This window comes from Nonomuraea purpurea, from assembly GCF_042650645.1.
Classification (GTDB): domain Bacteria; phylum Actinomycetota; class Actinomycetes; order Streptosporangiales; family Streptosporangiaceae; genus Nonomuraea; species Nonomuraea purpurea.
Genome location: NZ_JBHSBI010000017.1, coordinates 111,426 through 138,096, shown reverse-complemented (window position 1 = coordinate 138,096; position 26,671 = coordinate 111,426). Strand labels below are relative to the sequence as shown.

At 68.6% G+C, this 26,671-nt stretch carries 22 protein-coding genes and 2 pseudogenes; 12 read left to right on the top strand and 12 right to left on the bottom strand.

What is annotated here, in order from left to right; translation table 11 throughout:
* Positions 1 to 480: 480 nt before the first annotated feature.
* Positions 481 to 879, bottom strand: coding sequence for a hypothetical protein (locus tag ACFOY2_RS31180; protein ID WP_379531668.1), 399 nt, complete (start codon positions 877 to 879; stop codon positions 481 to 483).
* A 715-nt stretch (positions 880 to 1,594) separates the two neighbouring features.
* On the opposite strand from ACFOY2_RS31180, the gene ACFOY2_RS31175 reads away from it, so the two are divergent.
* The gene (locus tag ACFOY2_RS31175; protein ID WP_379531667.1) at positions 1,595 to 2,935 is read left to right on the top strand and encodes a helix-turn-helix domain-containing protein; all 1,341 of its coding nucleotides are present in this window, start codon (positions 1,595 to 1,597) and stop codon (positions 2,933 to 2,935) included.
* 290 nt (positions 2,936 to 3,225) lie between these two features.
* Here ACFOY2_RS31175 and treZ read toward each other — a convergent pair whose 3' ends face one another.
* The 3 genes from treZ to glgX are packed head-to-tail and all read right to left on the bottom strand — an operon-like array spanning position 3,226 to position 9,158.
* On the bottom strand, positions 3,226 to 4,938 hold the full coding sequence (gene treZ / locus ACFOY2_RS31170; RefSeq protein ID WP_379531666.1) for a malto-oligosyltrehalose trehalohydrolase: 1,713 nt from the start codon (positions 4,936 to 4,938) through the stop codon (positions 3,226 to 3,228).
* Positions 4,928 to 7,072, bottom strand: coding sequence for a malto-oligosyltrehalose synthase (treY, locus tag ACFOY2_RS31165; protein ID WP_379531665.1), 2,145 nt, complete (start codon positions 7,070 to 7,072; stop codon positions 4,928 to 4,930). The genes treZ and treY overlap by 11 nt, the downstream gene beginning before the upstream one ends.
* A complete protein-coding gene (glgX, locus tag ACFOY2_RS31160) occupies positions 7,065 to 9,158 on the bottom strand; it encodes a glycogen debranching protein GlgX (protein WP_379531664.1) in 2,094 nt (697 codons plus the stop codon). The genes treY and glgX overlap by 8 nt, the downstream gene beginning before the upstream one ends.
* A gap of 199 nt (positions 9,159 to 9,357) precedes the next feature.
* On the opposite strand from glgX, the gene ACFOY2_RS31155 reads away from it, so the two are divergent.
* The gene (locus ACFOY2_RS31155; RefSeq protein WP_379531663.1) at positions 9,358 to 9,936 is read left to right on the top strand and encodes a hypothetical protein; all 579 of its coding nucleotides are present in this window, start codon (positions 9,358 to 9,360) and stop codon (positions 9,934 to 9,936) included.
* Here the strand turns inward: ACFOY2_RS31155 and ACFOY2_RS31150 are convergent.
* A complete protein-coding gene (locus ACFOY2_RS31150; RefSeq protein WP_379531662.1) occupies positions 9,933 to 10,844 on the bottom strand; it encodes a threonine ammonia-lyase in 912 nt (303 codons plus the stop codon). The two genes, ACFOY2_RS31155 and ACFOY2_RS31150, sit on opposite strands and share 4 nt — an antisense overlap.
* A gap of 31 nt (positions 10,845 to 10,875) precedes the next feature.
* On the opposite strand from ACFOY2_RS31150, the gene pip reads away from it, so the two are divergent.
* Positions 10,876 to 11,847 carry a prolyl aminopeptidase gene (gene pip / locus ACFOY2_RS31145; RefSeq protein ID WP_379531661.1) on the top strand — a complete coding sequence of 324 codons (972 nt, stop codon included), beginning with the start codon at positions 10,876 to 10,878 and terminating at the stop codon, positions 11,845 to 11,847.
* Here pip and ACFOY2_RS31140 read toward each other — a convergent pair.
* Positions 11,801 to 12,364, bottom strand: a complete 564-nt coding sequence (locus tag ACFOY2_RS31140) for a phosphatase PAP2 family protein (protein ID WP_379531660.1) — start codon at positions 12,362 to 12,364, stop codon at positions 11,801 to 11,803. The genes pip and ACFOY2_RS31140 overlap by 47 nt on opposite strands.
* A gap of 138 nt (positions 12,365 to 12,502) precedes the next feature.
* Here ACFOY2_RS31140 and ACFOY2_RS31135 point away from each other — a divergent pair, with 138 nt between their 5' ends.
* Positions 12,503 to 13,297 carry a universal stress protein gene (locus tag ACFOY2_RS31135; RefSeq protein WP_379531659.1) on the top strand — a complete coding sequence of 265 codons (795 nt, stop codon included), beginning with the start codon at positions 12,503 to 12,505 and terminating at the stop codon, positions 13,295 to 13,297.
* On the opposite strand, the gene ACFOY2_RS31130 is transcribed toward ACFOY2_RS31135, so the two are convergent.
* Both ACFOY2_RS31130 and ACFOY2_RS31125 read right to left on the bottom strand, forming a co-directional pair.
* Entirely contained in the window at positions 13,269 to 14,423 is a 1,155-nt protein-coding gene (locus tag ACFOY2_RS31130) for a glycosyltransferase (protein WP_379531658.1), read from the bottom strand. The two genes, ACFOY2_RS31135 and ACFOY2_RS31130, sit on opposite strands and share 29 nt — an antisense overlap.
* The gene (locus tag ACFOY2_RS31125; protein ID WP_379531657.1) at positions 14,420 to 15,388 is read right to left on the bottom strand and encodes a glucosyl-3-phosphoglycerate synthase; all 969 of its coding nucleotides are present in this window, start codon (positions 15,386 to 15,388) and stop codon (positions 14,420 to 14,422) included. The genes ACFOY2_RS31130 and ACFOY2_RS31125 overlap by 4 nt, the downstream gene beginning before the upstream one ends.
* Before the next feature lie 108 nt (positions 15,389 to 15,496).
* On the opposite strand from ACFOY2_RS31125, the pseudogene ACFOY2_RS31120 reads away from it, so the two are divergent.
* From ACFOY2_RS31120 to ACFOY2_RS31110, 3 genes and pseudogenes are all read left to right on the top strand, one after another.
* A pseudogene (locus ACFOY2_RS31120) lies at positions 15,497 to 15,796 on the top strand (Gfo/Idh/MocA family oxidoreductase); the annotation flags it as partial.
* A 39-nt stretch (positions 15,797 to 15,835) separates the two neighbouring features.
* On the top strand, positions 15,836 to 16,435 hold the full coding sequence (locus ACFOY2_RS31115; RefSeq protein WP_379531730.1) for a Gfo/Idh/MocA family protein: 600 nt from the start codon (positions 15,836 to 15,838) through the stop codon (positions 16,433 to 16,435).
* Complete coding sequence (locus ACFOY2_RS31110) at positions 16,435 to 17,538, top strand: zinc-dependent alcohol dehydrogenase (RefSeq protein WP_379531729.1); 1,104 nt, start codon at positions 16,435 to 16,437, stop codon at positions 17,536 to 17,538. The genes ACFOY2_RS31115 and ACFOY2_RS31110 overlap by 1 nt, the downstream gene beginning before the upstream one ends.
* 9 nt (positions 17,539 to 17,547) lie before the next feature.
* Here the strand turns inward: ACFOY2_RS31110 and ACFOY2_RS31105 are convergent.
* From ACFOY2_RS31105 to ACFOY2_RS31095, 3 genes and pseudogenes are all read right to left on the bottom strand, one after another.
* Positions 17,548 to 18,726 (bottom strand): annotated as a pseudogene (locus tag ACFOY2_RS31105) (MGH1-like glycoside hydrolase domain-containing protein); the annotation flags it as partial.
* On the bottom strand, positions 18,723 to 19,508 hold the full coding sequence (locus ACFOY2_RS31100) for a sugar phosphate isomerase/epimerase family protein (RefSeq protein WP_379531656.1): 786 nt from the start codon (positions 19,506 to 19,508) through the stop codon (positions 18,723 to 18,725). The pseudogene ACFOY2_RS31105 and the gene ACFOY2_RS31100, both read right to left, overlap by 4 nt.
* On the bottom strand, positions 19,505 to 20,539 hold the full coding sequence (locus tag ACFOY2_RS31095) for a zinc-dependent alcohol dehydrogenase (RefSeq protein WP_379531655.1): 1,035 nt from the start codon (positions 20,537 to 20,539) through the stop codon (positions 19,505 to 19,507). Before ACFOY2_RS31095 ends, ACFOY2_RS31100 begins: the two co-directional genes overlap by 4 nt.
* A 113-nt stretch (positions 20,540 to 20,652) precedes the next feature.
* Between ACFOY2_RS31095 and ACFOY2_RS31090 the strand changes: the two genes are divergently transcribed.
* The 5 genes from ACFOY2_RS31090 to ACFOY2_RS31070 are packed head-to-tail and all read left to right on the top strand — an operon-like array spanning position 20,653 to position 25,877.
* Positions 20,653 to 21,540: a sugar phosphate isomerase/epimerase family protein gene (locus ACFOY2_RS31090; protein ID WP_379531654.1), complete on the top strand. Its 888-nt coding sequence runs from the start codon at positions 20,653 to 20,655 to the stop codon at positions 21,538 to 21,540.
* 32 nt (positions 21,541 to 21,572) lie between these two features.
* Entirely contained in the window at positions 21,573 to 22,940 is a 1,368-nt protein-coding gene (locus ACFOY2_RS31085) for an ABC transporter substrate-binding protein (RefSeq protein WP_379531653.1), read from the top strand.
* The gene (locus ACFOY2_RS31080; protein ID WP_379531652.1) at positions 22,937 to 23,851 is read left to right on the top strand and encodes a carbohydrate ABC transporter permease; all 915 of its coding nucleotides are present in this window, start codon (positions 22,937 to 22,939) and stop codon (positions 23,849 to 23,851) included. Before ACFOY2_RS31085 ends, ACFOY2_RS31080 begins: the two co-directional genes overlap by 4 nt.
* 7 nt (positions 23,852 to 23,858) lie before the next feature.
* On the top strand, positions 23,859 to 24,704 hold the full coding sequence (locus ACFOY2_RS31075) for a carbohydrate ABC transporter permease (protein WP_379531651.1): 846 nt from the start codon (positions 23,859 to 23,861) through the stop codon (positions 24,702 to 24,704).
* A 3-nt stretch (positions 24,705 to 24,707) separates the two neighbouring features.
* Positions 24,708 to 25,877 carry an ROK family transcriptional regulator gene (locus ACFOY2_RS31070; RefSeq protein ID WP_379531650.1) on the top strand — a complete coding sequence of 390 codons (1,170 nt, stop codon included), beginning with the start codon at positions 24,708 to 24,710 and terminating at the stop codon, positions 25,875 to 25,877.
* Here the strand turns inward: ACFOY2_RS31070 and ACFOY2_RS31065 are convergent.
* Positions 25,855 to 26,604 (bottom strand): helical backbone metal receptor, encoded by a 750-nt coding sequence (locus tag ACFOY2_RS31065; protein ID WP_379531649.1) that lies wholly within the window; start codon positions 26,602 to 26,604, stop codon positions 25,855 to 25,857. The genes ACFOY2_RS31070 and ACFOY2_RS31065 overlap by 23 nt on opposite strands.
* Between the last annotated feature and the right edge of the window lie 67 nt (positions 26,605 to 26,671).

Genomic DNA, 26,671 nt, shown 5'->3' with positions numbered 1-26,671 from the left:
ACGAGCTTGTAGTGGACCCACGTGGGTTGGACCGGGCGGTGGCCCGGGCCGGGAGGTGTTCAGGATGGAAGATGGGGCGAGGGGCAGGGAGAATGGAACGTGGTTCTGTGGAGAACGATCGCTTATCCACAACCAGAGGGGTTGACCTGGGGTTTTACGGCCACGATGCCCCGGTTGGCCCGTGAGTGGCCTGTCGTGAGCGTTTCCGCTTGGTCAGTGCCTCGCTGGTGATCGTTTCGCCAGCAGCTTCTTCACCACCATGACCGGCTGACCGTCGTCGGTCACCTTCACTTTCTTGGTAACGAAGCCCTTGGCCGGAGTCGGCGGGGACGCGACCGTGAACCCGAGCCGAGTCGGAATCACCAAGGTCCCAGCCATCACGCAAGTGCGGTGGTGCTGCTGGCTGGGACCCCACCCCGGCGAGTCCGACGCGCGGCAGCCGGACATCAGCCAGGGTCATCCCCAGACGGTCTCCGGGCCTCACTCCGGGTCAGCCATTGACTGTGTATCTGGAGGCTTTCGCGGCGGCCTGCCCGCCCAGTAGCAGTACCCGAGGTCTGCAAAGACACCTCTGCCACCGGCATCAACGAACCGTTGCCATACCAACTCGGGCACTTCCAGCGCCTTGGGTTTCCAGCCCACCGGCGGCAATGTCCCGGCATACCCTTCGTCGATCTCGAAACGCACCCACCCACGCTTGCCGTCCACTTTCGCAGGCTGATAGCCACCGAAGCGGATTTCGGAATGGAATACACTCCAGCCGTTTTCTCGGACGACTATCCGGTTTTGCCCCCAGCGCACTTCTACAAAGGGACCGAATCTGTCCCGCCGCGCTTCCACGTAGCCGGGATCATCAGTAAGTGGGGTGTAGCCGGTCATGCCATGTCCTCATGACGAGACGCGGATCGCTGACGCGCTTCCACCGGCACCGGCCCGTACATCTTCCGGTGCCTTTCCTCGTACAAGCGCGCTACCCGCATCGCGGCCGTCTCCAGCGCCGACCCCGGGCACGACGTGTACCGCCACTTTCCGGGAACGCTCGTGTCGTCCAAGCACCACCGGAAGCGCCAACCGTCCGTCACGCACTCACACCACACCGCCAACCGCACCGACCAGATCCCCACCAGTGCGATCCCCTCGCACGCTGAGATTTGGGACTCGATACCGAGACGACGCAGGTGGTCCGCCAGTTGATGCGCGAGTCTCTCCGCCGGGCACGATGCGCTCGCCGCCGCCGTCTTTATAGGCCCCCGATGCCATAGAAGATCAGCATCAAGTGGTCTCTCATGCCCCCCGACAAGGCTGACGTGCGTCATATCGGGCTTTTCGCCGCGATTTGAACGCCTCTCGCCTGTTGCCGGATTGGCTCTATCATGTGTCATAGGTCAGGACCTCAATTCCTGATCCAGGCAGCCGCCAGGCATGTCACCGCCTGCAACTCCCGCCTATTCGGCGTCATCGCTCTTCTGCGAGCCCAATCCAATCGCCGGACAACATGCACGGACAGCCGCGTATAGAGGACACTAGAAAACAGAGACCGATAGTCCCCTGTCCGGCGATCCCGATACCCCCCATCCGATCGTGAGGTGCACTCGTGGTCAGACGACCGTCCCGCCCGAAATGGGCAGAACGTCTACGCGCCGAGCGGCAAAACCGACTGTGGTCACAGGACGACCTTGCGAGCGCGCTGGAGAAGGAAGCAGCAGCCGTCAACAAGCGTCTTGGCGCCGCTCTGCCCGCGCGAGCCTCCATCCTCCGCAGGATCACCGACTACGAAGCCGGTAAGCACCAACCCCGAGACCCCTATCGCACGCTCTACTGCCGCGTATTCGGTATGAGCGAGGCCGAACTCTTCGCCGAAGCATCGACTGAGGCGAGCACGCCGCAGGTTGCAGAGGCGCCCATGACATTCAGGCGCGATTTCCGTCATCCAGACGGCAATCAAAGCATGCAGACCGGGACGACAGAACCAGATAGCAAGGAAAGGCTAATTCTGTCCGCCGACGAGATATTTGGTGCCAACCAAGTTGACGCGGACTATGTCCAGGCAATCAGGGAGAGTAACCAGCACTTCGTCGCCATCGATGGCCTTTGCGGAGGAAAAGACATACTCCCACTGGCTGTCAGAACCTTCCGAGCCGCACACGGAAAGCTCGGCAGCGCATCTCTCCACCCCGCTATCCAGCGGGACCTGGAAGCGGCAGCCGGAGAAGCCGGCGAAGTAGCCGCATGGCTGGCCTACGATGCCGACCATCAGTCACTTTCTCGCCAGATCATCCATGAGGCGCTGTTTCTGTCGCGGCTTGCAGGGGATCGCGAGATGGAGCTTTTCGAGCTAACACACCTGGCCATGCAGTCCATTTATCTTCATCGTCCTCGGGAGGCGATGAGGATCGCCGACGATGTCCAAGACGATGCACAAATACCGCCACGAGTCGTAGCGTTGTTCGACATACGGCGTGGTCGTGCGCTGGCCCAGTACGGGGAGCGCGAACGAGCCCTCCGCACCCTTGACAAGGCGCGCTCAGCGCTCGACGACAGCATTACCACTCGTGATCCAAAATGGACTTGGTGGCTGGACGAGGCCGAGGTTATTGGACACAAAGCTACGGCTCACGCCGAGCTCGGAGAATGGCACAATGCCGTCCCGTTGCTCAAAGAAGCAGCCGATCTTCGGCAATCGTCCCGCCGCTCAAGCTATTATGCTTCAGTCCATTTCCTTGATTCGCTGGTACGCGTCCATGCTTGGGGGGAAGCCGAACAGACGATGATCAACGACGTGATGCCCAAAGCACAGGAAATCGGATCAATACGCACCACAAATCTGTTGCTGCGTACCATCGAACGCATCGAGAAGGCCCGTACGGTCGCAACGTCCACATTGGTTGACTCCGCTGCCGACCTCCGCCAACTCCTACACAGGCTGAATTCGTAGGGTCGGTCACCTGAGCGCAGGGTAATCCCTATCCCTGAGGCACGCCTGCGGTGACCTTTCCGCTCGTGCCGGCTGGATCGTGAGCGATGCCCGACGAGGGACGTGCGGTGGCGGCGGGCAGCAGGCAAGGGCTGGCGAAGGGCCGTGGCGTCGGAAAGCCGGTGCGCGGATGGTGTGCGATGGGCGAAGCCCCCTTAGCAGGCGCGCGAGCGCAGCGAGCACCGCTCGGGGCGGGAGCCGCCAGCCCACCCGGTAAGCGGGCAACGGGTGGGTGCCAGGAGAGGCGCGGGTCAGGACGTGGGGCGGTGGATGGTCAGGGATTGGGCCGGTAGGCGGAGGCCGTCGGCTTCGGCGATGACCGGTTCGTCCGAGGCCAGTAGCACCGTCCCGCCCGGCACCGGCACCGTCACTGACTCCTGGGAGAAGTTGACCGAGACGGCCAGCGTCCCCCTCCACATCAGCAGCCACTTCCCCGCTGGGTCCACTTCCACCCGCACCTGGTCCAGCCGGGGGTCCGACAGTTCGGGGAGTGCCTTGCGGAGCGCGATCAGGTCTCGGTACCAGCACAGGAGCGACCAGTGCGCTTCTTCCTTGACTTCGCTCCAGTCCAGTTTCGAGCGTTGGAAGGTCTCCTCGTCGGAGGGGTCAGGGGCGTCCCATACGTATCCGAACCCGTCGAACTCCCGTTCTCGGCGCGCCCCCTCGCTCGCCCGCAGTTCGGGGTCCAGGTGGTCGGAGAAGAACAGGAACGGGGTGCGCGCCCCCCACTCCTCCCCCATGAAGAGCATGGGCGTGAAGGGGGAGGTGAGGAGCAGGCCGGCGCCGAGTTTGAGCGCGGGGACGGGCAGGCGGTCTCCGTTGGGGCGGTTGCCGATCTGGTCGTGGTTCTGCAGGCAGGCCACGAGCCGGTGTCCGGGGACGCCGGCGAAGGGGCGGCCGTGGGCGCGGTGGCGGAAGCTGGAGTGGGACCCGTCGTGCAGCACCCCCGACGTCAGGACTTTGGCCAGCGCCGACAGGTCGGCGAAGTCCTTGTAGTAGCCGTGCGATTCCCCGCTCACGGCGCTGTGCAGGGCGTGGTGGACGTCGTCGTTCCACTGCGCGGTCATGCCCAGGCCGCCGGCGTCGAGGGAGCGCACCATGCGCGGGTCGTTGAGGTCGGATTCGGCGATCAGACACAAGGGACGGCCGACGGAGCAGGCCAGCGCGTCCACCTCTTCGGCCAGTTCGGCCAGCAGGTGGGTGGCGCGGCGGTCGTGCAGGGCGTGTACGGCGTCGAGTCGCAGCCCGTCGATGTGGAAGTCGCGCAGCCACTGCACGGCGTTCCCGATGAGGTACCGCCGCACTTCGTCGGACCCCGGCCCGTCCAAATTGACCGCATCGCCCCAATAACTGCCCTTAAATCCGGAAAAATAGGGGGCGAACGGGTGCAGGAAGTTCCCCGACGGCCCGAGGTGGTTGTACACCACGTCCAGGATCACACCGATCCCCGCCCGATGACACGCGTCCACGAACGACTTGAGCCCGTCAGGCCCCCCATACGTCTCGTTCACCGCATAAAGATCAACCCCGTCGTACCCCCAGTTCCGCCCCCCGGGAACCGGCGCCACCGGCATGATCTCGACGAAGTCCACCGACAGCTCCACGAGGTGCGGCACCTTCTCGATGGCCGCCGCGAACGTCCCCGCCCCCGTGAACGTCCCCACGTGCAGCTCGTAGATCACCGCGCCCCGCAGGTCGCGTCCCTTCCATTCGTGGTCGGACCAGGTGAAGCGGGCGTGGTCGTACACGACGCTGGGCCCGAAGATCCCCTCGGGCTGCCGGCGGGAGCGCGGGTCGGGGTAGGGCCCGGCGCCGTCCACCAGGTACGCGTATTGGGTGCCGTGCCGGGCCCCGCCCACCTCGGCCGACCACCACCCGCCCGCCCCCGCCGACATCGCCCGGCGCGCGCCCATGACGACCATCTCGACAACCGTGGCCCGCGGTGCCCAGACCTCAAAGATCATGTCTCTCCAGGAGTGCGACAGGATACTGACCGAGCAGGTGGGCGAGCGGGATCCGCCCCGTGTAGAGGCCGCCGGTGAGCAGGTCGCGCCAGGTGCCGGCGGGCAGCGCCAGGAACGTCGTGCCCCATCCCGACCGCGCCAGCCGTACCGGGAGCCGGGTGGCCACCGCGACCGCCATGGGCCGGGTGCGGGCGTCGAGCCCGCGGGCGAAGGCGATCACGTGCTCCGCCGCGGAGCCCTCCGCCGACAGCGGCAGGTATGGCGCCGCGCCCCCGAGCCGGCGGCGCAGCCGCAGCGCCTGGGTGGTCACCAGGAGCTTGGCCGCATCCCAAGAGGTGTCGGGTTTGCGGGGGTAGGTCACCGGCCGCCGGTTGTCCGGATCGACCAGCGAGAAATCGGTGGTCTCGTTGCCCTGGTACACGTCGGGCACCCCGGGCATCATGAGCTGCACCAGCTTGGCCCCGAGCGAGTTGCACAGCGCGTACGGCTCGATCCGCGCGGCGAACTCGCCGGGCCCCGGCAGTAAGACGGCGGCCGCGGCGAAGTCTCGCAGCCGCCGCTCATAGGACGGATCCGGATTTATCCAGGAAATGGCGGTTTTGGCCTCCCGTGCGGCCTTGAGCAGGTAATCCCCGAACCGCTCGACCGAGATCGGCCACGCCGCCATGAGATTCTGCCAGGCCAGGTAGTCGAGGTTCGGGTCGAAGCGCACGGCCGCCGACCACTGCGCCACCGCCTCGGCCCACTCGCCCGGCAACTCCGCCAGCACCGACAGCCGCGCCCGCACGTCCTCAGAGCGCTTGGTGTCGTGCGTGGACAGCGTCGTCATCGTGTACGGCCGCAGTTCGGCGCAGAACGCGTGGAAGTCCTCGACCGACGTCCCGAAGGCGTCCGGCTCGCCGCCGACCTCGTTCAGGCAGGCCAGCGGGTACCACCGGTAGAGCGCGGTGTCCTCGACGCCCTTGGCCATCACGGGGCCGCACGCCTGCTGGAAGCGGGTGACCGCCTCCTCCGGTCCGCGCAGGACCTTGCGGACCAGCGGCAGCACGGCGGGAGAGCAGGACTCGGCGGCCATCTCGACGATCTCGGCGGACTCCGGCGGCGGCTCCTCCCCCGGCACCACGTACGCCCGGTAGACCGGCATCGCCGCGAGCAGCTCGCGTACTGCCTCGGGGGAGCTGGAGGTGAGCCTGGCCAGCCGGTCGACCTCGGCTCCGAAGAACAGCTCCAGCACCTCCCGCTTCGCCCGCGCCATCACCGGACGGTACTCGGCGGGCTGCCCGGTCAGCTCGCAGAAGAGCCGGACGAGCGGCTCGCGGCCCGCCGGATCGACGAACAGGCCGTTGACCCGGTTGAGCACGTCGTAGCCCGTGGTGCCGTCGCAGGCCCAGTCGCCGGGCAGCCGCTCGGGGCCGATGAGGATCTTCTCCACGACGGTCCACGCCTCGCCGGCCCGCGCGCGCAGCCGTTCGAGGTAGCCGCGCGGATCGGCCAGCCCGTCGGGGTGGTCCACGCGCAGCCCGTCCACCAGGCCCTCGTCGAGGAGCCAGAAGATCACCTCGTGGGTGGCGAACAGCACGGACGGGTCCTCCACCCGCAGCCCGATTAACGAGGACACGTCGAAGAAGCGACGGTAGCCGGGCCCTTCGCGCCAGTCGACGAGCCGATAGTGGCCGGGATGGGGGTAGGCGTGCTCGTGGTAGCGCAGCACGTCGCCGTCCACCACCGGCTCGGTGTCATCGCCGAGCACGGGCAGCGCGACCTTCCCTTCGACCCAGTCGAGGTCGAACCAGGACGCGTACGGCGAGTCAGGGCCGTACCTGAGCACCGACCAGAACGGAGCGTTGACCGTGTTCATGTGGTTGGGCACGATGTCCAGCACGATGCCCAGGTCATGGGCGGCCAGTTGCTGGGCCATCTCCCTGAACCCGGTCGCCCCGCCGAACTCCTCCCTGATCTTGGAGTGGTCGGTGACGTCGTAGCCGTGCCGCGACTCGGGCACGGCCTGCAGGATCGGTGACAGGTAGACGTGGCTGACGCCGAGGTCGCGCAGGTAACCGGCGATCTCGGCCACCTGGGCGAAACCGAAGTCGGGGGTGAGCTGCACCCGGTAGGTGGAGGCCGGCCTAGACACGGCGCAGCACCCGTACACTCCGTCCGGGCACGGCGATCGCCTCGCCCGCCCGGCACATCCGCACGTCGAGCCTGATCGGCATGGCCGTGTCGATCTCCGTGTGCCACATCTCGCCATAGTCCTCGGGGATGGTGAACTTGATCGTGTCGTGGTGGGCGTTGAACAGCACCAGGAACGAGTCGTCCCTGATCGGCCGGCCGCGCCGGTCCGGCTCGGTGATGGCGTCGCCGTTCAGGAAGACGGCCAGCGACTTGGCGTATCCGACGTTCCAGTCGCCGTCGATCATCTCCTCGCCTGACGGGGTGAGCCAGGCGATGTCGTTCAGCCCGCGTACGGGCTTGCCGTAGAAGAACCGCCTGCGGCGGAAGACCGGGTGTTTCTTGCGCAGCGCCGCCAGGCTCTGGGTGAACTCCAGCAGCAGCCAGTTCTCGCGGATGTCGGACCAGTCGACCCAGGTCAGCTCGTTGTCCTGGCAGTAGCCGTTGTTGTTGCCCTGCTGGGTGCGGCCCAGCTCGTCGCCGTGGGAGAGCATCGGCACGCCCTGCGACAGGAAGAGCGTGGTCAGGAAGTTGCGTTTCTGCTGCTCGCGCAGCGACTCGATGGCGATGCCCGCCGGGCCCTCCTCGCCGCAGTTCCATGACCTGTTGTCGTCGGTGCCGTCGCGGTTGCCCTCCTTGTTGGCCTCGTTGTGCTTGTGGTCGTAGGAGACGAGGTCCTGCAGGGTGAAGCCGTCGTGGCAGGTGACGAAGTTGATCGAGGCGGCGGGACGGCGGCTGTCGTCCTGGTAGAGGTCGCTCGAACCGGTGAACCTGGATCCGAACTCCGGCAGCGTGGCCGCCTGCCCGCGCCACAGGTCGCGGATCGTGTCGCGGTAACGTCCGTTCCATTCCGTCCACCGAGATGGGAAATTTCCGACTTGGTAGCCGCCTGGCCCGACGTCCCACGGCTCCGCGATCAGCTTCACCTGCGACAACACCGGGTCCTGCTGCACCAGGTCGAAGAACGAGCTCAGCCGGTCGACCTCGTGCAGCTCGCGCGCCAGCGTCGAGGCCAGGTCGAAGCGGAACCCGTCGACGTGCATCTCGATGACCCAGTACCGCAGCGAATCCATGATCATCTGCAGGACGTGCGGCGAGCGCATGAGCAGGCTGTTGCCCGTGCCGGTGGTGTCGACGTAGTAACGCTTGTCGTTCTCGGCGAGCCGGTAGTAGTCGGAGTTGTCGATCCCCCGAAGCCCCAGCGTCGGCCCCAGGTGGTTGCCCTCGGCGGTGTGGTTGTAGACGACGTCGAGGATGACCTCGATGCCCGCCTCGTGCAGCCCCCTGACCATGGCCTTGAACTCCAGCACCTGCTGGCCGCGCTGCCCCTGGCTGGAGTAGCGGTTGTGCGGGGCGAAGAAGCCGATCGAGTGGTAGCCCCAGTAGTTGGACAGACCGCGCTGCTCCAGGATCTGGTCGGTGACGAACTGGTGGACCGGCATCAGCTCCAGCGCCGTCACGCCCAGCTTGGTCAGGTGGTCGAGGATCTCGGGGTGGTGCAGGGCCGCGTACGTGCCGCGCAGGTGCCTGGGGATCTTGGGGTGGCTGTACGTCAGCCCGCGCACGTGGGCCTCGTAGATCACGGTGTCGTGGTACGGCGTCGCGGGCGGCCGGTCGTGGCCCCAGCCGAAAAAGGGGTTGATCACGATCGAGCGCGGCACGTAGGGGGCCGAGTCCAGGTCGTTCCTGGTGTCGGGCGCGCCGAACCGGTAGCCGTACACCGCCTCGTTCCACCTCACGCCGCCCTCGATGGCCATCGCGTACGGGTCGAGCAGCAGCTTGGCCGGGTTGCAGCGCAACCCGCTCGCAGGGTCGTACGGCCCGTGGACGCGGTAGCCGTAACGCTGGCCGGGGCCGATGCCCGGCAGGTAACCGTGCCAGATGAACCCGTCGACCTCGCTGAGCGGCACCTTCGACTCGACGTTGTCCTCGTCGAACAGGCACAGCTCCACCTGGTCGGCGACCTCGGTGTAGAGCGAGAAGTTGGTGCCCGCGCCGTCGTAGGTCGCCCCGAGCGGATAGGGGTCTCCGGGCCAGATCTCGATCATCGAGGCTCCCTTGCGGTCTCTCCCCATGTTCTGTTCCCCTGCTGCGCCGAACAAGCCCGGCCGACGCCGATCCGTACCAACCTGGTCATCACACCACCCTGGCAACCTGCCGCGCCGTGGCCCTTTCAAACAGCCGCCCGATTCGAAAAAACCCAGGTGGTGGCGCGCGGCGGGGGTGCCGGTCGGCCAAGATGGACCGATGAGCGTTGAGTTGATGGTCTGGGACGAGCCGGTGCCGATCACCAGGGATCAGGCCCGCACCGCCTACCTGGCGGTCAAGCGGACCGACCCGGTGACAGGCGGAGCGGTGCCCGAGGTCGCCAAGGAGTTGCCGGGGAAGATCACGCTCTATCCGGGGCACGTGCTGGTGACGATGGACCTGGACACGATGGACGAGATGTCCGCGCAGGTGTTCACGCTCGCGCAGGCGCACGGGCTGGTGTGTTACGACCCGCAGCGCGATCTGGTGCACAACGTGGCGCCGCTGGGCGTGTACGAGGGCATGCAGCTCCACACGGGCGACGGCATGATCGTCAAGGATCCCGACCTCGGTCTCGTCCACGACGTCCTGGCCACGTTGTCACCGCAGAACCCCTTCGTGGCCCTGGTCAACTTCGGCCGCCACTTCCTGCAGGTCTCGCCCGGATACGAGCTGGAGTACAAGGAGGGCACGCTCGTCCGCACGACGGTGGCGGAGCTGGCCGAGGTGCAGCGGGCCTTCCACGACTACGCCACGGGCGAGCGCTCGTTCCTGTCCCGCCACGAATGGTCGGCCTAGATCACCTGCCGCAGCAGGTCGGGGTCCACGTTCCCGCCCGACAGCACCGTGACGGTACGTCCTGCGGGGACCCGCCCCGACAGCAGGGCCGCCGTGGCCACCGCCCCGCTCGGCTCGGCCACCAGCCGGGCCCTGCGCGCCAGGTGGCCCATGGCGGCCCTGATCTCGTCCTCGGTGACGGTGACGATCCCGTCGAGGCGCGCGTTCAGATGCGCGTACGTGAGCTCCGACAGGCACGTGCGCAGCCCGTCGGCGATCGTGCGGAAGGTGCGCGCCGGCTCCCACACCACGACCCGCCCGGCGGCCAGGCTCTGCGCCGCGTCGCCCGCCAGCTCGGGCTCGACCCCGATCACCCGCGCGTCCGGCCGCAGCGCCTTGACCGCCGTGCTCACGCCCGAGGCCAGCCCGCCCCCGCCGACCGGCACCAGCACCACCTCGACGTCCGGCAGATCCTCGACGATCTCCAGCCCGACCGTCCCCTGCCCGGCGATGATCGCCGGATGGTCGTACGGCGGCACGAGCGTCAGCCCGCGCTCGGCGGCCGTCTTCTCCGCCACGCTCTCGCGCTGCTCGGGCGGCACGACGACCACCTCGGCGCCCCACCCTCGGATCGCGTCCGTCTTGACCCGCGGCGTGCCCTCGGGGACGACGACCACGCACGGCACCCCGAACTCCTTGGCCGCGTACGCGAGGGCCTGCCCGTGGTTGCCGGAGGAATGGGTCACCACCCCGTCGGGGCGCAGGGAGGCGACCGCGTTGTAGGCTCCGCGGATCTTGAAGGCGCCGACCGGCTGCAGGCTCTCGGGCTTGACCCACGCCTCGCCCATCCGCACGAGCGGTGTGCGCACCGCCACCGCCTTGATCCGCTCGGCCGCCGCGCGGACGTCATCGATCGTCACCAGCTCCATGAGACCCAAGCATGAGGCAATATCGGGACGCATGAGAACCCTGTACCCGCCCATCGACCCCTACGACTCCGGCCTGCTCGATGTCGGCGACGGCAACCTGATCCACTACGAGGTGAGCGGCAACCCCGACGGCAAGCCGGCCGTCATGCTCCACGGCGGCCCCGGCGGCGGGTGCAGCGCCAGGCAACGTCGCCAGTGGAACCCTGATCTGTACCGCATCGTCCTGTTCGACCAGCGCAACTGCGGACACAGCCTGCCGCACGCCGGCGACCCGGCCACCGACCTGAGCGCCAACACCACCTGGAACCTGGTCGCCGACATGGACAAGCTCCGCGAGCACCTGGGCATCGAGCGCTGGCAGGTGTTCGGCGGGTCGTGGGGCAGCGCGCTCGCGCTCGCCTACGCCCAGACCCATCCTGACCGGACGACCGAGCTGGTGCTGCGCGGGATCTTCACGCTGCGGCCCGAGGAACTGCACTGGTTCTACCAGGCGGGCGCCAACCACCTCTTCCCCGACCTGTGGGAGTCGTACGTGCGCCCGATCCCGGAGGAGGAGCGCGGCGACCTCATCGCGGCCTTCCGCCGGCGGCTGGAGGGGCAGGACGACGCGGCCCGGCTGGCGGCGGCCAGGGCGTGGGCGCAGTGGGAGGCGGGCACGATCACGTTGCTGCCGGACCCTGAGCTGGTCGAGGAGTTCGGCGAGGAGCAGATGGCCATCTGCTTCGCCAGGATCGAGAACCACTACTTCACCCACGCCGGCTGGTTCGAGCCCGGGCAGCTCATCAGGGACGTCGACCGCATCCGGCACATCCCTGCGGTGATCGTGCAGGGCCGCTACGACGCCTGCACGCCCATGGCCACCGCCTGGGAGCTGCACCGGGCCTGGCCCGAGGCGGAGTTCCACGTCGTCCAGGACGCCGGCCACTCGGCCACAGAGCCCGGCATCGTGGACCGGCTCATCGCGGCGACAGACGGGTTCTCACTAGACGCACCGCGGGGGTGACTGCCCCCACCAGCAGCAGCGCGAACAGCGGCGCGAGCACCAGCCCCAGCACGAAGCCCGCCGCCACGTCGTGCGGGTAGTGCACGCCCACGAACACCCGCGAGAACGCCATGAGCGCCGCCAGCGGCAGCACCGCCCAGGCCAGGGCGCGCCAGGCCAGCACGAGCGTGGCGGCGGCGCCGGCCGCGATCACCGAGTGGTTGCTGGGGAAGGACCAGTCGTCCGGGGGCGGGCAGGCGGCGATCGTCGTGACCCCGCCCCTGCACGGCCGGTCCTCCCTGATGACGAGCTTGAGCGCCTCGCTCACGACGTAGGCGAACACCACCCCGGCGGGGCCCGCGATCACGATGGCCAGGTCGCGGGCCGGGGCCCGCCACGCCCGGAACGCGGCCACCCCGAACAGCGCGACGAACACGAACAACCCGGCGTCGGTGCCGACTTCGGCGAAGGTATGGAGCCAGGAGGGGGTGGTGAGGGCGAAGCCGACGATGTCGTGGTACACACGTGTCCTATCCATGAACGGGTAATGGACACGACCTTACGAACAAAGATCGTCAAACGCCTCGGCCTTAAGGTGGAAAGCCGGGAAAAACTCCACCGAACGTTTCGGATCAAGACAGCGTGTTCCCAGCTCGGAGCGGGTAGGAGGGCAGTCGTGATCGGAGCGCACGTGATCGTCGGCTACACCAGTGACCAGGGCGGCAAAGACGCGCTCGCCCTCGGCTCCGCGATCACCCGGGTCACCGGCGGCGAGCTCACGATAGCGACGATCTACCCGCCGGGCAGCCCGGGGCTGGCGGTCGAGGCGCAGGCCAACCTGGCGCACGCGGCCGAGGAGCTGGGGCAGGCCCCCGCCGAGTACCTCACCTACGAGAGCAGGGGCGCGGGGCGCGGGTTGTCGGTGCTGGCCAGCAGGATCAGGGCCGACCTGATCGTGGTCGGGTCGGCGGAAGGAGGCAGGAACGGCCGCATCGAGATCGGCTCCACCTCCGACCACCTGCTGCACCTGTCGTCGGAGGCGGTCATGCTGGCCCCGGCCCAGTACGTCCCGTCGCAGGAGCCGGCCCGGCTGACCCTGGCCTACGTGCACCGGCCGCAGTGCGACGCGGCGGTCGAGCAGGTGGCCCAGGCGGCGCTGCGGCTGGGCGTGCCGCTCCGGCTGATCACGCTCGACCTGCGCACAGAAGACCCGGGCAAGCTCATGGACGATCTCGCGCTGGCCGTGCGGCTGGCCTGGGAGAGCACCGGGATCGAGGCCGAGTCCGAGGTCGCCGAGGGCCACGACGTGGCCTCCGCGCTGGAAAGCCTCGACTGGCTGCCGGGCGAACTGCTGGTCTGCGCGGCCAGCGAGGACGCCCAGCCGCACCGGGTCTTCCTCGGCGAGCTGGCCATGAAGGTGCTGCGGGCCTCGTCCTGCCCCGTCACCGTGCTCCCTCGGGGGTTCTCCTGACCTGCGGTGCGGCCTCTGCCATGACCCGCTCGTACAGCTCCAGGTAGCCCGCGGCCATCACGGACGGCGTGAAGCGGCGCCTGGCCTCGCTGCGGCACTCCTCGGGGTCGAGTTCGTCCACCCGCAGCAGCCATTCGGCCAGTTCGTCCTCGGTGTCGGCGAGGAATCCCGTGCGGCCGTGCTCGATGATCTCCGGCAGGCAGCCGCGGCGCAGGCCCACCGCCGGCACCCCGAGCGCCAGCGCCTCCACGACGGCCGTGCCGCCCGGCTCGTCCCATTGGATGGGGAAGAGGGCGGCCCGTGCCGAGCCGTAGAGGTGGTCCCTGTCCTGGCCGCCGACCGCGCCGACCCATCTGACCAGCTCGCCGTCAAGGTGGGGCGTGACGTGGTCGAGGTGGTAGCGCACGTCGGGGTGGCCGTGCAGCGGGTGGTGGGGGTCGTGTATGACGACGTCCAGCTCGTCCTGGCTGTTGCGGCCGCTCACGGGGCCCGCCAGCACCAGCGGGAGCCCGAGCTTCTGGCAGATCCTGGCCGCCACGTGCTGGCCCTTGAGCCGGCAGATCCGGCCCATGACCACCAGGTGCCCGCCCCGCTCCACCCGCAGGTCGTAGGCGGCCAGCGGGGTGGCCAGGTGGACGGCTCCGAGCGAGACGGAGCGCAGCGCGGCGGGGGCGCGGGCGAGCTGCGACTCCGAGACCCCGTTGACCGCGATCGACGGCGGGAAGGCGCCGTAGAAGGCCGGGTGTTTGCGCAGGTCCCAGTGGAGGGTGTGCAGGACGGGCGGCCCGCCCAGCGCCGACAGCACCGCGGGGCCGACCACCTCCAGGTGGTCGTGGACCAGGTCGATGTCCTCGCGGGCGCGCAGCGCGGCGGCCACCATGGCCTGGTGCGCGTGGGCGATGCCCATGACCTGGTTGTACGGCTTCTGCAGTTCGGCGAACTGCCCGTCGTCGTAGGCGCTGATGAGCTCGTCCACCTGCAGCGTGCTCGACGCGACCGAGGCCAGCACCACGTGCACGCCGCGCTCGCGCAGCGCGGGGACCAGCGTGGCCACCACGTTCTCGATCCCGCCATAGCCAGGAGGCGGGACCGCGAGCCACGGCCCCGCGTTCACCAGGACTCTCATGCCACGTCCTCCTCAAGGACGAGGGAGGCGAGCGGAGGCCGCTCGTCCACGGCCAGGTCCACCACGTCGGCCCCGCCCTCCAGCCCGAACTGGAGCATGGTGCGCGCCGGGGTCTCCGACACACGGCCCTGCCGTTGCAGGCGGGACCAGGCGGTGAGCATGATCTGCCCGGCCATCCTGCCGAGCGCGGTCATCGACTGGTGGGTGTGGGTGCGATACCCCAGGTCCACCTGGGCCATCGCGTCGAGTCCGACGAGTTCGAGCAGGTCGACGAGGAGTCCGAACTCCACGCCGTACTCGGTGACGAACGGCACGGCTTCCAGCACCGAGCGACGGCCGGCGTACTCGCCGCCGAGCGGCTGGGCGATTCCGGCGAGTTCCGGCCAGAACAGGTTGATCAGGGGGCGGGCGACCAGTTCGGTGACCCGGCCGCCGCCACCGGGCTGGACGGAGCCGTCGGCGCCGACGTACGGCCGCTCGTAGGTGGCCTTGACGAAGTGGATGTCGGAGTTCGTCAGCAGCGGCCCCACCAGCCCCGACACGTAGTGGGCGCCGAAGCTGCGCAGGTCTGCGTCGATGTACACGACGATGTCGCCGGTGGTGGCGGCCAGCCCCTTCCACAACGCCTCCCCCTTGCCCGTCAGCGGGGGCAGGTGGGAGAGCACGGCGTTCTGCGCCACGACGCGCGCGCCCGCCTCTCGGGCCCGCTCCGCCGTGGCGTCGGTGGAGTTGGAGTCGACGACCAGGATCTCGTCCACGAGCGGCGCCCGCTCGACGAGGTCGCGGCGGATGACACGGACGATGTCGCCGACCGTGCTCTCCTCGTCGCGGGCGGGCAGGACGACGCTGATCGTGGTGGTTCCCTTGGCCAGGATTAAAGCGTCGACCGGCCACTCGGCCGCGGTGCTCGAGTGCGGGCCGTACCATTCCTTCACTCTGGCCAAGGTGCGCAGATCTGTTTCCATGCGGTCAGCCTCGATCCCCTTGGGCCACAGCATCTGCCCGACCTATACGCATTTCTCCATTCTAGTTTGATTACAGCTGAGTGTGGCATATGCCAGATTGTGTCCCCAATGAGCCGTGTCGGAATCATAGGTGCCGGAAATGTCGCCGCTCGCCACGCAGACGTCCTGTCCGGATTTCCCGATGTCGTGATCGCGGGAATCGCTGACACAGATCTTCACAAGGCCGAAGCTCTGGCCGCAAGGTACGGCGCGCCCGCCTACGGCGGCCACGCGGACCTGCTGGATGCGGACGATCTGGATGCGGTTTACATCTGCGTGCCACCTTTCGCGCATGGCAGCCCGGAACATGATGTTCTGTCGTGCAATCTTCCGATCTTTGTGGAAAAACCCCTTTCGCTTGACCTCCACACCGCGGAAAAAATCGCGTCCGAAATAGACAGGAGATCTTTGCCATCGGCTGTCGGACATCATTGGAGATATCTAGACATCATCGGGCAGGCCCACGACCTTCTCGCCGGCCGCCCCGTCCACCTGGCCCTCGGGCACTGGCTCGACAAGGTGCCGCCGGTCGCCTGGTGGCTCGACCCGGCCATGTCGGGCGGCCAGATCGTCGAGCAAGCGGTCCACGTGCTGGACCTGGCGCGGCTCCTGGTGGGCGAGGTGTCGATGGTGCACGCGGTGCCGGCGCAGACCACCTCCGACGGCCAGGTGGACCGGGCCACGGCGGCGGTCATGCGCTTCGCCGGCGGGGCGTCGGGGCTGCTGGCCACCTCCTGCCTGCTCACCCAGAAACACCGGGTGGGGCTGGAGGTCTGCGCCGACGGCATCGCGCTGGAGCTCAGCGAGACGCGACTGCTGGTGGACGGGCAGCGGGTGATCGAGGACGAGGGCCGGGCCAAGACGCGGGTGGACCGCGCCTTCATCGACGCGGTCCAGGGCAAGGACGCCGACGTACGCGTGCCGTACCGTGAAGCCCTGCGCACCCACCGCCTGGCGCTCGCCCTGGCCCAGTCAGCCGCCGAACGACGGCCGGTGCTGCTCCCATGATGAACAGAGTGCTCAGCATCGAGGCCCCAGGGCACGTCACGCTGGTCGAAGAGAAGTTGTCCGATCTGCCCGAAGGCGGGTTCGTCGTGGCGACCACGCACAGCGGCGTGTCGGCAGGGACCGAGCTCACCTACGTCAAGGGCACCAACCCCTACCTGGGCGCGACGTGGGATCCGGCGCTCGGGCTGTTCATGGACGGCGCGCCGTCCATCGCCTACCCCGTGCGCGGCATCGGCTACATGCAGGTCGGCCTGGTGGTGGAGACGCGAACGCGGGCGGTGCGCGAGGGCTCGCTGGTCGCCATGTGTTACGGGCACCGCACGGCGTACGTGGCCGACCCGATGCGGGACAGGTTCGTGGAACTGCCCGGCGACCTCGATCCCGTGCTCGGCATCTACGTGGCCCACATGGGCCCGATCTGCGCCAACGGCCTCCTGCACGCCGCGCACGACCTGCACGGGCCCGCAGTGCGGCACCTCGGCGACGGCGTACGCGGCCGGCGGGTCGCGGTCGTCGGCGCGGGAGTGGTGGGGCTGCTGACGGCCTGCTTCGCCATCTCGGGCGGCGCGGCCGAGGTCGTGGTGGTGGACGAGACCCCGGCCAGACTCGCGGTGGCGCGGGCGCTCGGCGCGAACACGCTGGCCGCCGACGACGACCCCGCGGTGGCGCTCAAGCGCCGCTGGCGGCACGGCGTGAACGATCGCGGCGCCGACCTGGTGTTCCAGTGCCGCGGCCAGACCAGGGCACTGGCGCTCGGGCTCAAGCTGCTGCGCCCCCAGGGCACGCTGGTGGACCTGGCCTTCTACACGCAGGGCGCGCACGACGTACGACTCGGGGAGGAGTTCCACCACAACGGGCTGACCGTGCGCTGCGCCCAGATCGGCCGGGTGCCGCGCGGCCTCGCGCACGCCTGGGACAGAGAACGGCTCTCACACGAGACGATCAGCCTGCTCAGGGAGCACGGCGGGCCACTACGCGAGCACGTGGTCACCGATCTCGTCGGTTTCGCCGAGGCCCCCGGACTTCTCGCCGATCTCGCGGGCCGCCGCAGGCAGACGCTCCAGGCCGTGCTCTGCGACCACGTCGAGGATGAGGGCGGCTGACCAGCTGAAGTCGTGGCAGCCGTGGCCGCGCAGCGTGGACGGGTCGAAGTACTCGCGGAAGCCGGAACGCGACACCGCGGTGGCCATCCCGCCGGCGAGCAGGCCGGCCAGGTCGGGGCGGCGGTCCTTGAGCCCGTGCCAGACCAGCCAGGCGAGGTTGATCCAGCTCGGGCCGCGCCAGTAGCGGGCCGTGTCGAACTCGGGCGCGGCCGGTGAGTAGCTGGGCAGCACGCCGTCCTTGAGCGCGAACCGGTCGAGCGCGGTGCCGATCAACGCGTTCACGACGCCGATCGGCAGGCCCGCCAGCATGAGCGGGGTCAGCCCTGCGGCGCTGCTTGAGCGCATCAGGTAGCCGGTGCGCAGGTCGCGCGGGTGGAACAGGCCGTCGTCATACAGGTGCTCGACCATGGCGGCGGTGACCGCGGCCGCCTCGCGCTCGTGGGGCCGGGGGTCGGCGCCGCACGCCTCGGCGATCTTGGCCAGCGTCGACTCTGCCAGCCCGTACGCGGCGTTGAACAGGGGGTCCTCGATGTGGAAGGCCCCGGGCTCGCGGTAGCCGGAGTCGCGGTAGGCGCGGGCGAGCGCGACATAGCGTTCGTAGTCGCGGTCGGTGGGCCGCTCAGAGGCCTCGACCGAGGCCAGGTCTTTGCGGACGAACCCGGACTGGCCGGTCTCGACGGCGCTGAGCGGCAGGTCCCAGGCCGGGCTGTTGTCCATGCCCGACTCCCAGGGGTGCACGATGGAGATCAGGCCCTCGGCGGAGCGCCGGGCCGCGCGCAGGAAGTCCTGCTGGGCCACGAGCTTGGGGTAGATCCGGCGCAGGAACGCCGCGTCGGGGTCGGCCAGGTGTGTCTTCCACGCCGCCAGCGCGTGCACGGGCGGCTGGACGATGCCGGAGGTCGCCGAGCCGGACGGCGCGCGGCAGGCCCAGAACTCGGGGCCGGGGAAGTAGGCGCCCTCGGGCACCGCGGGGTTGAAGACGATGTGCGGCACCCTGCCGTCCTGCCACTGGGCCCCGAACAGGGACAGCAGCTCCAGCCTGGCCCTTCTGGGCGCCCACCGGGCGTTGCCGATCGCGATGAAGGCGGAGTCCCAGCTCCACTGGTGGGGGTAGAGACGGCGGGAGGGAACCGTGTGGCTGCCGTCCCAGTTGGCCACGAGAACACGCACGGCTTCGCGGAGGATCATACAAATTTCCTGACAAAGGCTGCGGTTTGGGGAAGGACGATCTCGGGTTCGCCGCGGAGCCGGCACTCCAGGGCGAGGTAGCCGTCGAAGCCGACGGCGTCGAGCGTCGCGAGCTGCGCGGCCCAGTCGAGGTGGCCGGTGCCCGGCTGATTCCTGTTGGACTCGCTGATCTGCATGTGCGCGAGGTAGGGGGCGGCCTCGGCCAGCGCGCGGCAGGGGTCGTCCTCCTCGATGTTCATGTGGTAGGTGTCGCCGACGATCCTGATCGAGTCCATGGAGCAGTAGGAGACCGCCTCGGCCAGGGTGTTGACCATGTGGTTCTCGTAGCGGTTGAGCGGCTCCAGCATGATCAGCACGCCGTTGCGCTGCGCGTGCTCGCCCAGGATGCCCAGGGCCTCGGCCAGCACCTCGCGGTCCTCCTCCTGGCTGCGCGGCGGCTCGAACGGCGGCAGCCGGCGCGAGAACTGCCCCCACGAGGCCGGAGTCATGACGCCGAGGCCGCCCAACTCGCCGATCACCGTGAGCTGCGATCTGAGCTGCTGGATGGCGTCCTTGCGCTTGGCCGGGTCGAAGTCGCCGATGAAGTGGGACATCTCCACGCAGACCGTCGGCATGATCACGCCGTCGGCCCGTGCCCGCTTGAGCTCGGTCAGGCGGCCGGCGAAGTGGAAGTCGCCCTTGCCGCGCAGCTCGATGGCCTCGAACCCGGCCTCGACCGCGAAGGCGTACTTCTCCTGCAGCGTCCGGCCTGGCAGAAGCTGCTCCTGGACGGCGAGCTTCATGGCGACTCCTCGAATCGGAAGACGAGCTGGAGCACCTTGTGCCGGTGCTTGTCGAGCAGGTCGAACGCCTCAGGAGCCCGCTCGATGGGCATGACCTCGCTGATGAGCCGCAGGGCGTCGACCTGCCCCTCGTGCACCAGCGCCATGAACGTGCGCTGCAGGCGTTCGACGTCCCAGCGATGCGCCAGCCACGAGGCGACGCCGCCGATCTGTGAGGAGACGAGCTGGACCTGGTTGTGATGGAACTCCTCGCCCAGCCGCAGCCCGATGGCGTCACCCTGGTAGAACCCGGCCGCCACGACTCTGCCACCCTTGCGCACGGTCCTGATAGCCTCGTGCAGGCCCTGGTGGCTGCCGCTGAACTCGATGACGGTGTCGGCGCCCTCGTCGCGCTTGCGCATGAACTCGGCCACCGAGCCCGAGGCCACGTCGAACGTCTCCGATGCGCCGAACTCCCTGGCCAGCTCCAGCCGCTCGGGGATGGAGTCGGCCGCGACCACCCTGGCGCCGCTCAGCACGGCCAGGCGGGTGGCCAGCAACCCGATGACGCCCTGGCCGAAGATCGCGATCTGGTCGCCCAGGTGCACGTCGGCGGCGTGGACGGCGTTGAGCGCGATGGCGCCCACCCGCGCGAACACGCCTGTGAGCGGGTCTGCGCCGGGCGGCAGCACGTGGCCGACCAGCCTTTCGGCGGGGACCACGGCCTCGGCGCGGTGGCCCCAGATGCCCCACACGAGGCTGCCGATCGGCGGGTCGGCCACGTCGGGCGCGGCCTCGATGACCTCGCCGACCTCCTGGTAGCCCCAGCCGGTGAGCGGGTAGCCGTGCGTCTGGCCCTCGACGAAGAGCCGGCGCTCGGTGTCCCATTTGCGGTTGAGGTAGGGGTTGGTTCCCCTATAGGCGGTTAGTTCGGTGCCCGCTGAGATTCCCGAGTAGATCGTGCGAACCCGCACGGAGCCCGGCACGAGATCGGCGGGCGGTTCCAGGCTGACGCGGACTTTGCCTGGCTCTTGGAAGGTGATGACTCGCATTCCCCACACTTACGATATTCGATCAAACGGAAGGCAAAGACTTAGCCCTTGTTCGCACACCATAGTTGCGCTCGTAACACGCTTAAGTCTACGACTTCCATCGGAGGTGGCTGATGAAATTGGGGTTCCTGACTGCGTGTCTTCCGGAAAGGGATCTTACCGACATAGCACGCTGGGCCGCCCGAACGGGTTTCGAGGCGCTCGAGGTGGCGGGTTGGCCGTCCCCGGATGACCGAAATCACATCAGAGTAGATCGTTTCGACGAAGCCGAATGCCATCGAGTCAGGCGAATCTTCGCGGAGACCGGACTCACGCTTTCCTCGATCGCCTACTACGAGAACAATCTGCACCCTCGGGAAGGGGCGCAGGTGAACGCGCACGTGCGGGCCTGCGTCGACGCCGCCGCGGCGCTCGGCTGCCCCACGGTCGGCACGTTCGTGGGCCGCGACCCCGGCCTGACGGTACGCGACAACCTCAAACTGGCCACCGACGTCTTCGGGCCGCTGGTCGAGTACGCCACCGCGCGCGGCGTCCGGATCGCCATCGAGAACTGCGTGATGAAGAGCTGGCATCCCGATGGATACCCGGGCAACCTGGCCTACTCCCCCGAGCTGTGGGAGTGGATGTTCACGCTCGGGCTCAAGCTCAACTACGACCCCTCCCACCTCGTTCCGCTCGGGATCGACCCGGTGGCGGCGCTGCGGCCGTACGTGGCGAACGTCGCGCACGTCCAGGCCAAGGACACCGAGATCCTGCCCGGCGCCATCGACAGGTACGGCTGCTACGGGCCGATCAGCGGCGAGAAGGGCTGGTACCGCTTCCGCGTGCCCGGTCTCGGCCAGGTCGACTGGGTCCGGGTGATCGACGCGCTCCACGAGGCCGGCTACGACGGGACGGTCTCCGTGGAGCACGAGGACCCGGTGTGGAGCGGCAGCACGGACCGGGTACAGACCGGTCTCGGTATCGCCTACCGCACGTTGCGCCCCATGATCCCGGGGTAAATGCGGCGTATCCCCAACCGGAGGAGCGCGCCATGCCGAAGCAGGTAACCGCTGTCCTCTCCGTCGCACTGCTGGCCGCCGCGTCGCTGGCCGCCTGCGGCGACGACGGGGGCGGGCGGTCGCCCAACGCGATCACCGTCTGGACCGAGGAGAACCTCCCGGACCGCATGACCGTGCAGAACACGATCGTCTCCGAGTTCACCAAGAAGACCGGGGTCAAGGTGAAGCTGGTCGGCGTGGCCGAGGACCAGTTCAGCCAGACCCTGACGGCCGCCGCCGCGGCCGGCGACCTGCCCGACGTGATCGGGGCGCTGCCGCTGTCGGCCGTACGGGAGATGGAGGCAGGCGACCTGCTCGACACCAAGACGGCGGGCAGGGTCGTCGATCAGCTCGGCAGGGCGTCGTTCTCGCCGCGGGCGCTGGAGCTCGACACCTCGGGGGGCAGGCTGCTCGCGGTGCCCAGCGACGGGTGGGCGCAGCTCATCCTCTACCGCAAGGACCTGTTCGAGCGGGCCGGGCTGCGGGCGCCGGACACGTACGAGAGCCTTGAGGCGGCGGCGGCCAGGCTGAACACCGGTGGAATGGCGGGCATCACGCTGGCGATCGCGCCGAAGGACTCCTTCACCGCGCAGAGCTTCGAGCATGTGGCGTTGGCGAATGGCTGCCAGCTAGTCGACAATTCCGGAAATGTCGCCCTTGACTCACCGCAGTGCGTGAAAGCCTTCGACTTCTACGCGAAACTCGCGAAGGACTACTCGGTCAAGGGCAAGCAGGACGTCGACTCGACCCGGGCCACGTACTTCTCGGGGAAGGCGGCCATGATGATCTGGTCGTCGTTCATCCTGGACGAGCTGGCGGGGCTGCGTAAGGACGCGCTGCCGAGCTGCCGGGAGTGCCGCGCCGACCCGCAATGGCTGGCCGAGAACACGGGCGTGGTCACGGCGCTGAAGGGGCCCGACGGGAGCGCTCCCGCGCAGTACGGCGAGATCGTCTCGTGGGCGATCACCCGTGACGCCGCCAAGGACCCGGCCGCCAGGTTCGTCTCCTACATGATGAACGAGGGCTACGAGCGCTGGATCGGCATGGCGCCGGAAGGCAAGTTCCCCACCCGCAAGGGCTTCGAGGACAAGTGGAACAAGCTGCCCGCCGGGGTCGACTCCAAGAAGCCGCTGGCCGAGATCTACCCGGCCGACGTGCTCGACGCCCTGCGCAAGAGCCCTGACACCTTCGCCCGCTGGGGCATCCCCCAGGGTCAGGGCAAACTTGTGGGGGCCACGATGGGCGAACTGCCCGTCCCCAAGGCGCTGACCGCCATCGCCGACGGCTCCCTGAGCCCGCAGGTCGCCGCCACCCAGGCCAAGACCGACGTGGAAACCATCAAACGCGGGATCCGCGAGTGACCACCCCAAGAACCCTCAGGCAGCAGGAGGGGCGGGCGGGGTTGGCGCTGATCTCGCCGACGCTGATCATCACGCTGGTCGTGGTGGTGCTGCCACTGCTGTGGGCGATCATGCTGGCCTTCCAGGACGCGCGGCTGATCAACATCCGGCGGGTGGGCGTCTTCGGCCACTACACCCTGGAGAACTTCACGTACGTGATCTCCGAGCCGGGCTTCTGGTCGTCGCTGGTCAACACGCTCCTCTACACGATCGCCGGGACCGCGTCGTCGATCGCGATCGGGCTGGTGACGGCGCTGGCGCTGCGTGACAGGTTCAGGGGCAGGACGCTGGTGCGGGCCTCGATCCTGATCCCGTACGTGGCCCCGGTCGTGGCCGTGGCCTTCCTGTGGGAGACGATGCTCAACCCGCAGTACGGCATCGTGAACACCTGGCTGCGCGAGCCGATCGCCTTCCTCACCCAGGCCAAGGGCGAGTTCCTGGGCGTCGAGGTGCCGGTGGCGCTGCTGACGGTGATCGCGTTCGAGGCGTGGCGGTATTTCCCGTTCGCGTTCCTGTTCATCCTGGCCAGGCTTCAGGCGCTGCCCGCGGAACTGGAGGAGGCCGCGGTCATGGACGGGGCCACGCCGACCCAGCGCTTCCGTTACGTGATCATGCCGCAGCTCTGGCGGATCATCGCGCTGCTGTCGGTGCTGCGGTTCGTCTTCACCTTCACCAAGTTCGACGACGTCTATCTGCTGACCGGCGGCGGGGCCGGGACCGAGGTGGTCAGCGTCCGCGTCTACAACTTCCTCACCGCCCGCGACGACATCGGCGCCTCGGCCGCGCAGGCGATCGTGCTGGCGATCTTCCTGGTCGTCCTCCTGGCCATCTACCTGCGCTTCTTCGCCGGAGGTGAACGTGACGAAGGGTAGGCGGCCGATGAGCAGGGACCGGTTTGAGCGGGGCCTGTTCGCCGTACTCAAGCCCGTGGTGATCGTGTTCTTGGTCCTGATCACCGCGTTCCCGTTTATGTACATGGTGATGTTGTCGGTGCGCGACATCCAGGAGCTCATCCTGGACCCAGGATCGCTGCTGCCGCGCGATTTCACCCTGGACACGTACGTGAACGTACTGACAGAGCAGGGCTTCCTGACGTTTCTGCGCAACAGCGCGATCGTCTCGATCGCCACGGTGGCATGCACGCTGCTGATCTCGATCCCGGGCGCCTACGCGGTCGCGCGGCTGCGTTTCTTCGGGCGGCGGCAGGTGCACTTCCTGTTCCTGGCGGTGTACCTGTTTCCGGCGATCGTGCTGGCCATCCCCCTGTTCGTGCTTTTCACGATGCTCGGGCTCCGGGGGTCGCTCATCGGCCTAATTCTCGTATATATCGCGCAAACCGTTCCAGTCACGGTATATATGCTCCGCAACTACTTCGAGAGCGTGCCGCAAAGCGTTGAGGAGGCGGCCGCGATCGACGGGTGCACGAGGCTGTCGACCATCTGGCGCGTGGTGCTGCCACTGTCCAAGCCCGCGCTGATGGCCACCGGCCTGTACGCGTTCATGATCGCATGGAACGAGTTCCTGTTCGCCCTGCTCTTCCTGGTGGAGAGACGGGAGAACTGGACGGTGTCACTGGGGCTCTCTCAGCTTGCGGGGAGCATAGAGATCCCGACGACGGTCCTGATGGCGGGATCGGTGGTGCTCACGTTGCCCATCGTGATCGTGTTCTTCGCCGGTGAACGACTGCTGACGGAGGGCCTCACGGCAGGGGCGGAGAAGGGGTAGACCATGCTGACGGCAGGGCAGATCCTCCAGCTCATCCGGAATGGCACCTGCCGGACACGCAAGGAACTGATCGAGCACACGGGCCTGTCCCGCTCGACCGTCACCGACCGGGTCGACCGGCTCATCGACGCCGGCTACATCCACGAGTCCGGCGTGGGCACCTCCGGAGGCGGGCGACCCCCCTCGGTCCTCGGCGTGGACGCGACCAGCCGCCTGATGCTGGTGGCCGACCTCGGCGCCACGCACGCCAGGGTCGCGCTGACCGACCTGGCGGCCAGGTCCCTGGCCGAGGAGTACACCGAGATGCGCATCGAGCTCGGGCCGCAGGCCGTCCTGTCGTGGGTGCGGGGTGCGTTCCAGCGGCTGCTGGACAGGACCGGGCGGCCGGCGAGCGAGGTGTGCGGCATCGGGCTGGACCTGCCCGGCTCCGTGGACCACACCACCGGACGGGTGATCAGGTCGTTCCTGATGCCGGGCTGGGACGACCATCCGGTGGGCGCGGCGATCGGGGAAGAGTACAACGTGCCCATCCTTGTCGAGAACGACGCGAACGCGATGGCGCTGGGCGAGTGGTGGTCGTCCTGGCGGGACGTCGAGTCGCTGATACTGGTCAAGGTCTCGACCGGGATCGGCACCGGCATCGTCCTGGACGGGCAGATCTATCGGGGCGTGGAGGAGGCCGCAGGCAACATCGGCCACGTCCGCCTGCGCGAGACCGACGACCGGGTCTGCACGTGCGGCTCGCGCGGCTGCGTCGCCTCCCTGGCCAGCGGCAACGCCCTGGCCACCGACCTGGGCGTGGCCTCCAGCCGCGACGTGGTCCGCCTGGTGCAGGCCGGCGACCCCGCCGCCATCGCCGTCACCCAGGAGGCGGGGCGCACGCTGGGCATCGTGCTGGCCACGGCGGTCAGCCTGCTCAACCCGGGCGTGCTGGTGCTGGCCGGGGACATGGCGCAGACCAGGGAGCACTACCTGACGGGCATCAGGGAGATCGTCTACCGGCGCAGCCTGCCGTACACGACCAGGAACCTGGAGATCGCCACCACCTCGCTGGGTGACCGGGCGGGGATCGTGGGGATGGCGGTGATCGTCATGGAGCACGTGCTCTCCCCCGGCTCCGTGGACGCCGCCCTGGCCGCTCCCCGGCTGATCAGCCCCCGAGATCGCGGCTGAGCCGCGCGCGGGCGTCCACGAGCGAGGGGCCGTACCACGTGAGCAGTCGCCCGCTGACCAGCGCGCACGTGAGCCCGGGGAAGGATTCGGGGCCGTCCGTCCGGGTGAAGGCGTACGGCTCGTCGGGCAGGACCACGAGGTCGGGCCGCCGTTCGACCAGTTCGGGCAGCGGGATCTTGGGGTAGCGCTCGGCGTGACCGGCGTACAGGTTGTCCACGCCGAGGTGGCGCAGCAGGTCTCCGGTGAACGTGTCGCGCCCCACGACCATCCACGGGCGGCGCCAGATCGGGATGATCGCCGTCCTCCTGGGGCCGGGGGCGGGCGCGCGCCAGGCGTCCTGCGCCGCGTCCAGCCAGCCGGGACGTCCGGTACGGCACGCGTGCGTGAACATGCGATCCAGCGACACGAACGCCTCGGCCAGCGTCTCGATCTTCGTGACCCAGACCGCGACGCCGGACCGGCGCAGGGCCTCGATGTCGGGCGCGCGGTTCTCCTCGGCGTTGGCCAGCACGACGTCGGGCCGCAGCGCCCTGACGGCCTCCAGGTCGGGGTTCTTGGTGCCCCTGACCCTGGCCACGTCGAGGTCGGCCGGGTGCGAACACCAGTCGGTCGCGCCCACCAGCGCCTCGGGGACGGTCGCCGCCACCGACTCGGTCAGCGACGGCACCAGCGACACGATCCGCCGCACCGACTCGGGAATCTTGACCGCCGCTCCGGTGTCATCCACAAACAACACCCTAGATCTACGGATAGACAGACGGGATGTCAGCAGATATCCCTAGAATCACCAACAA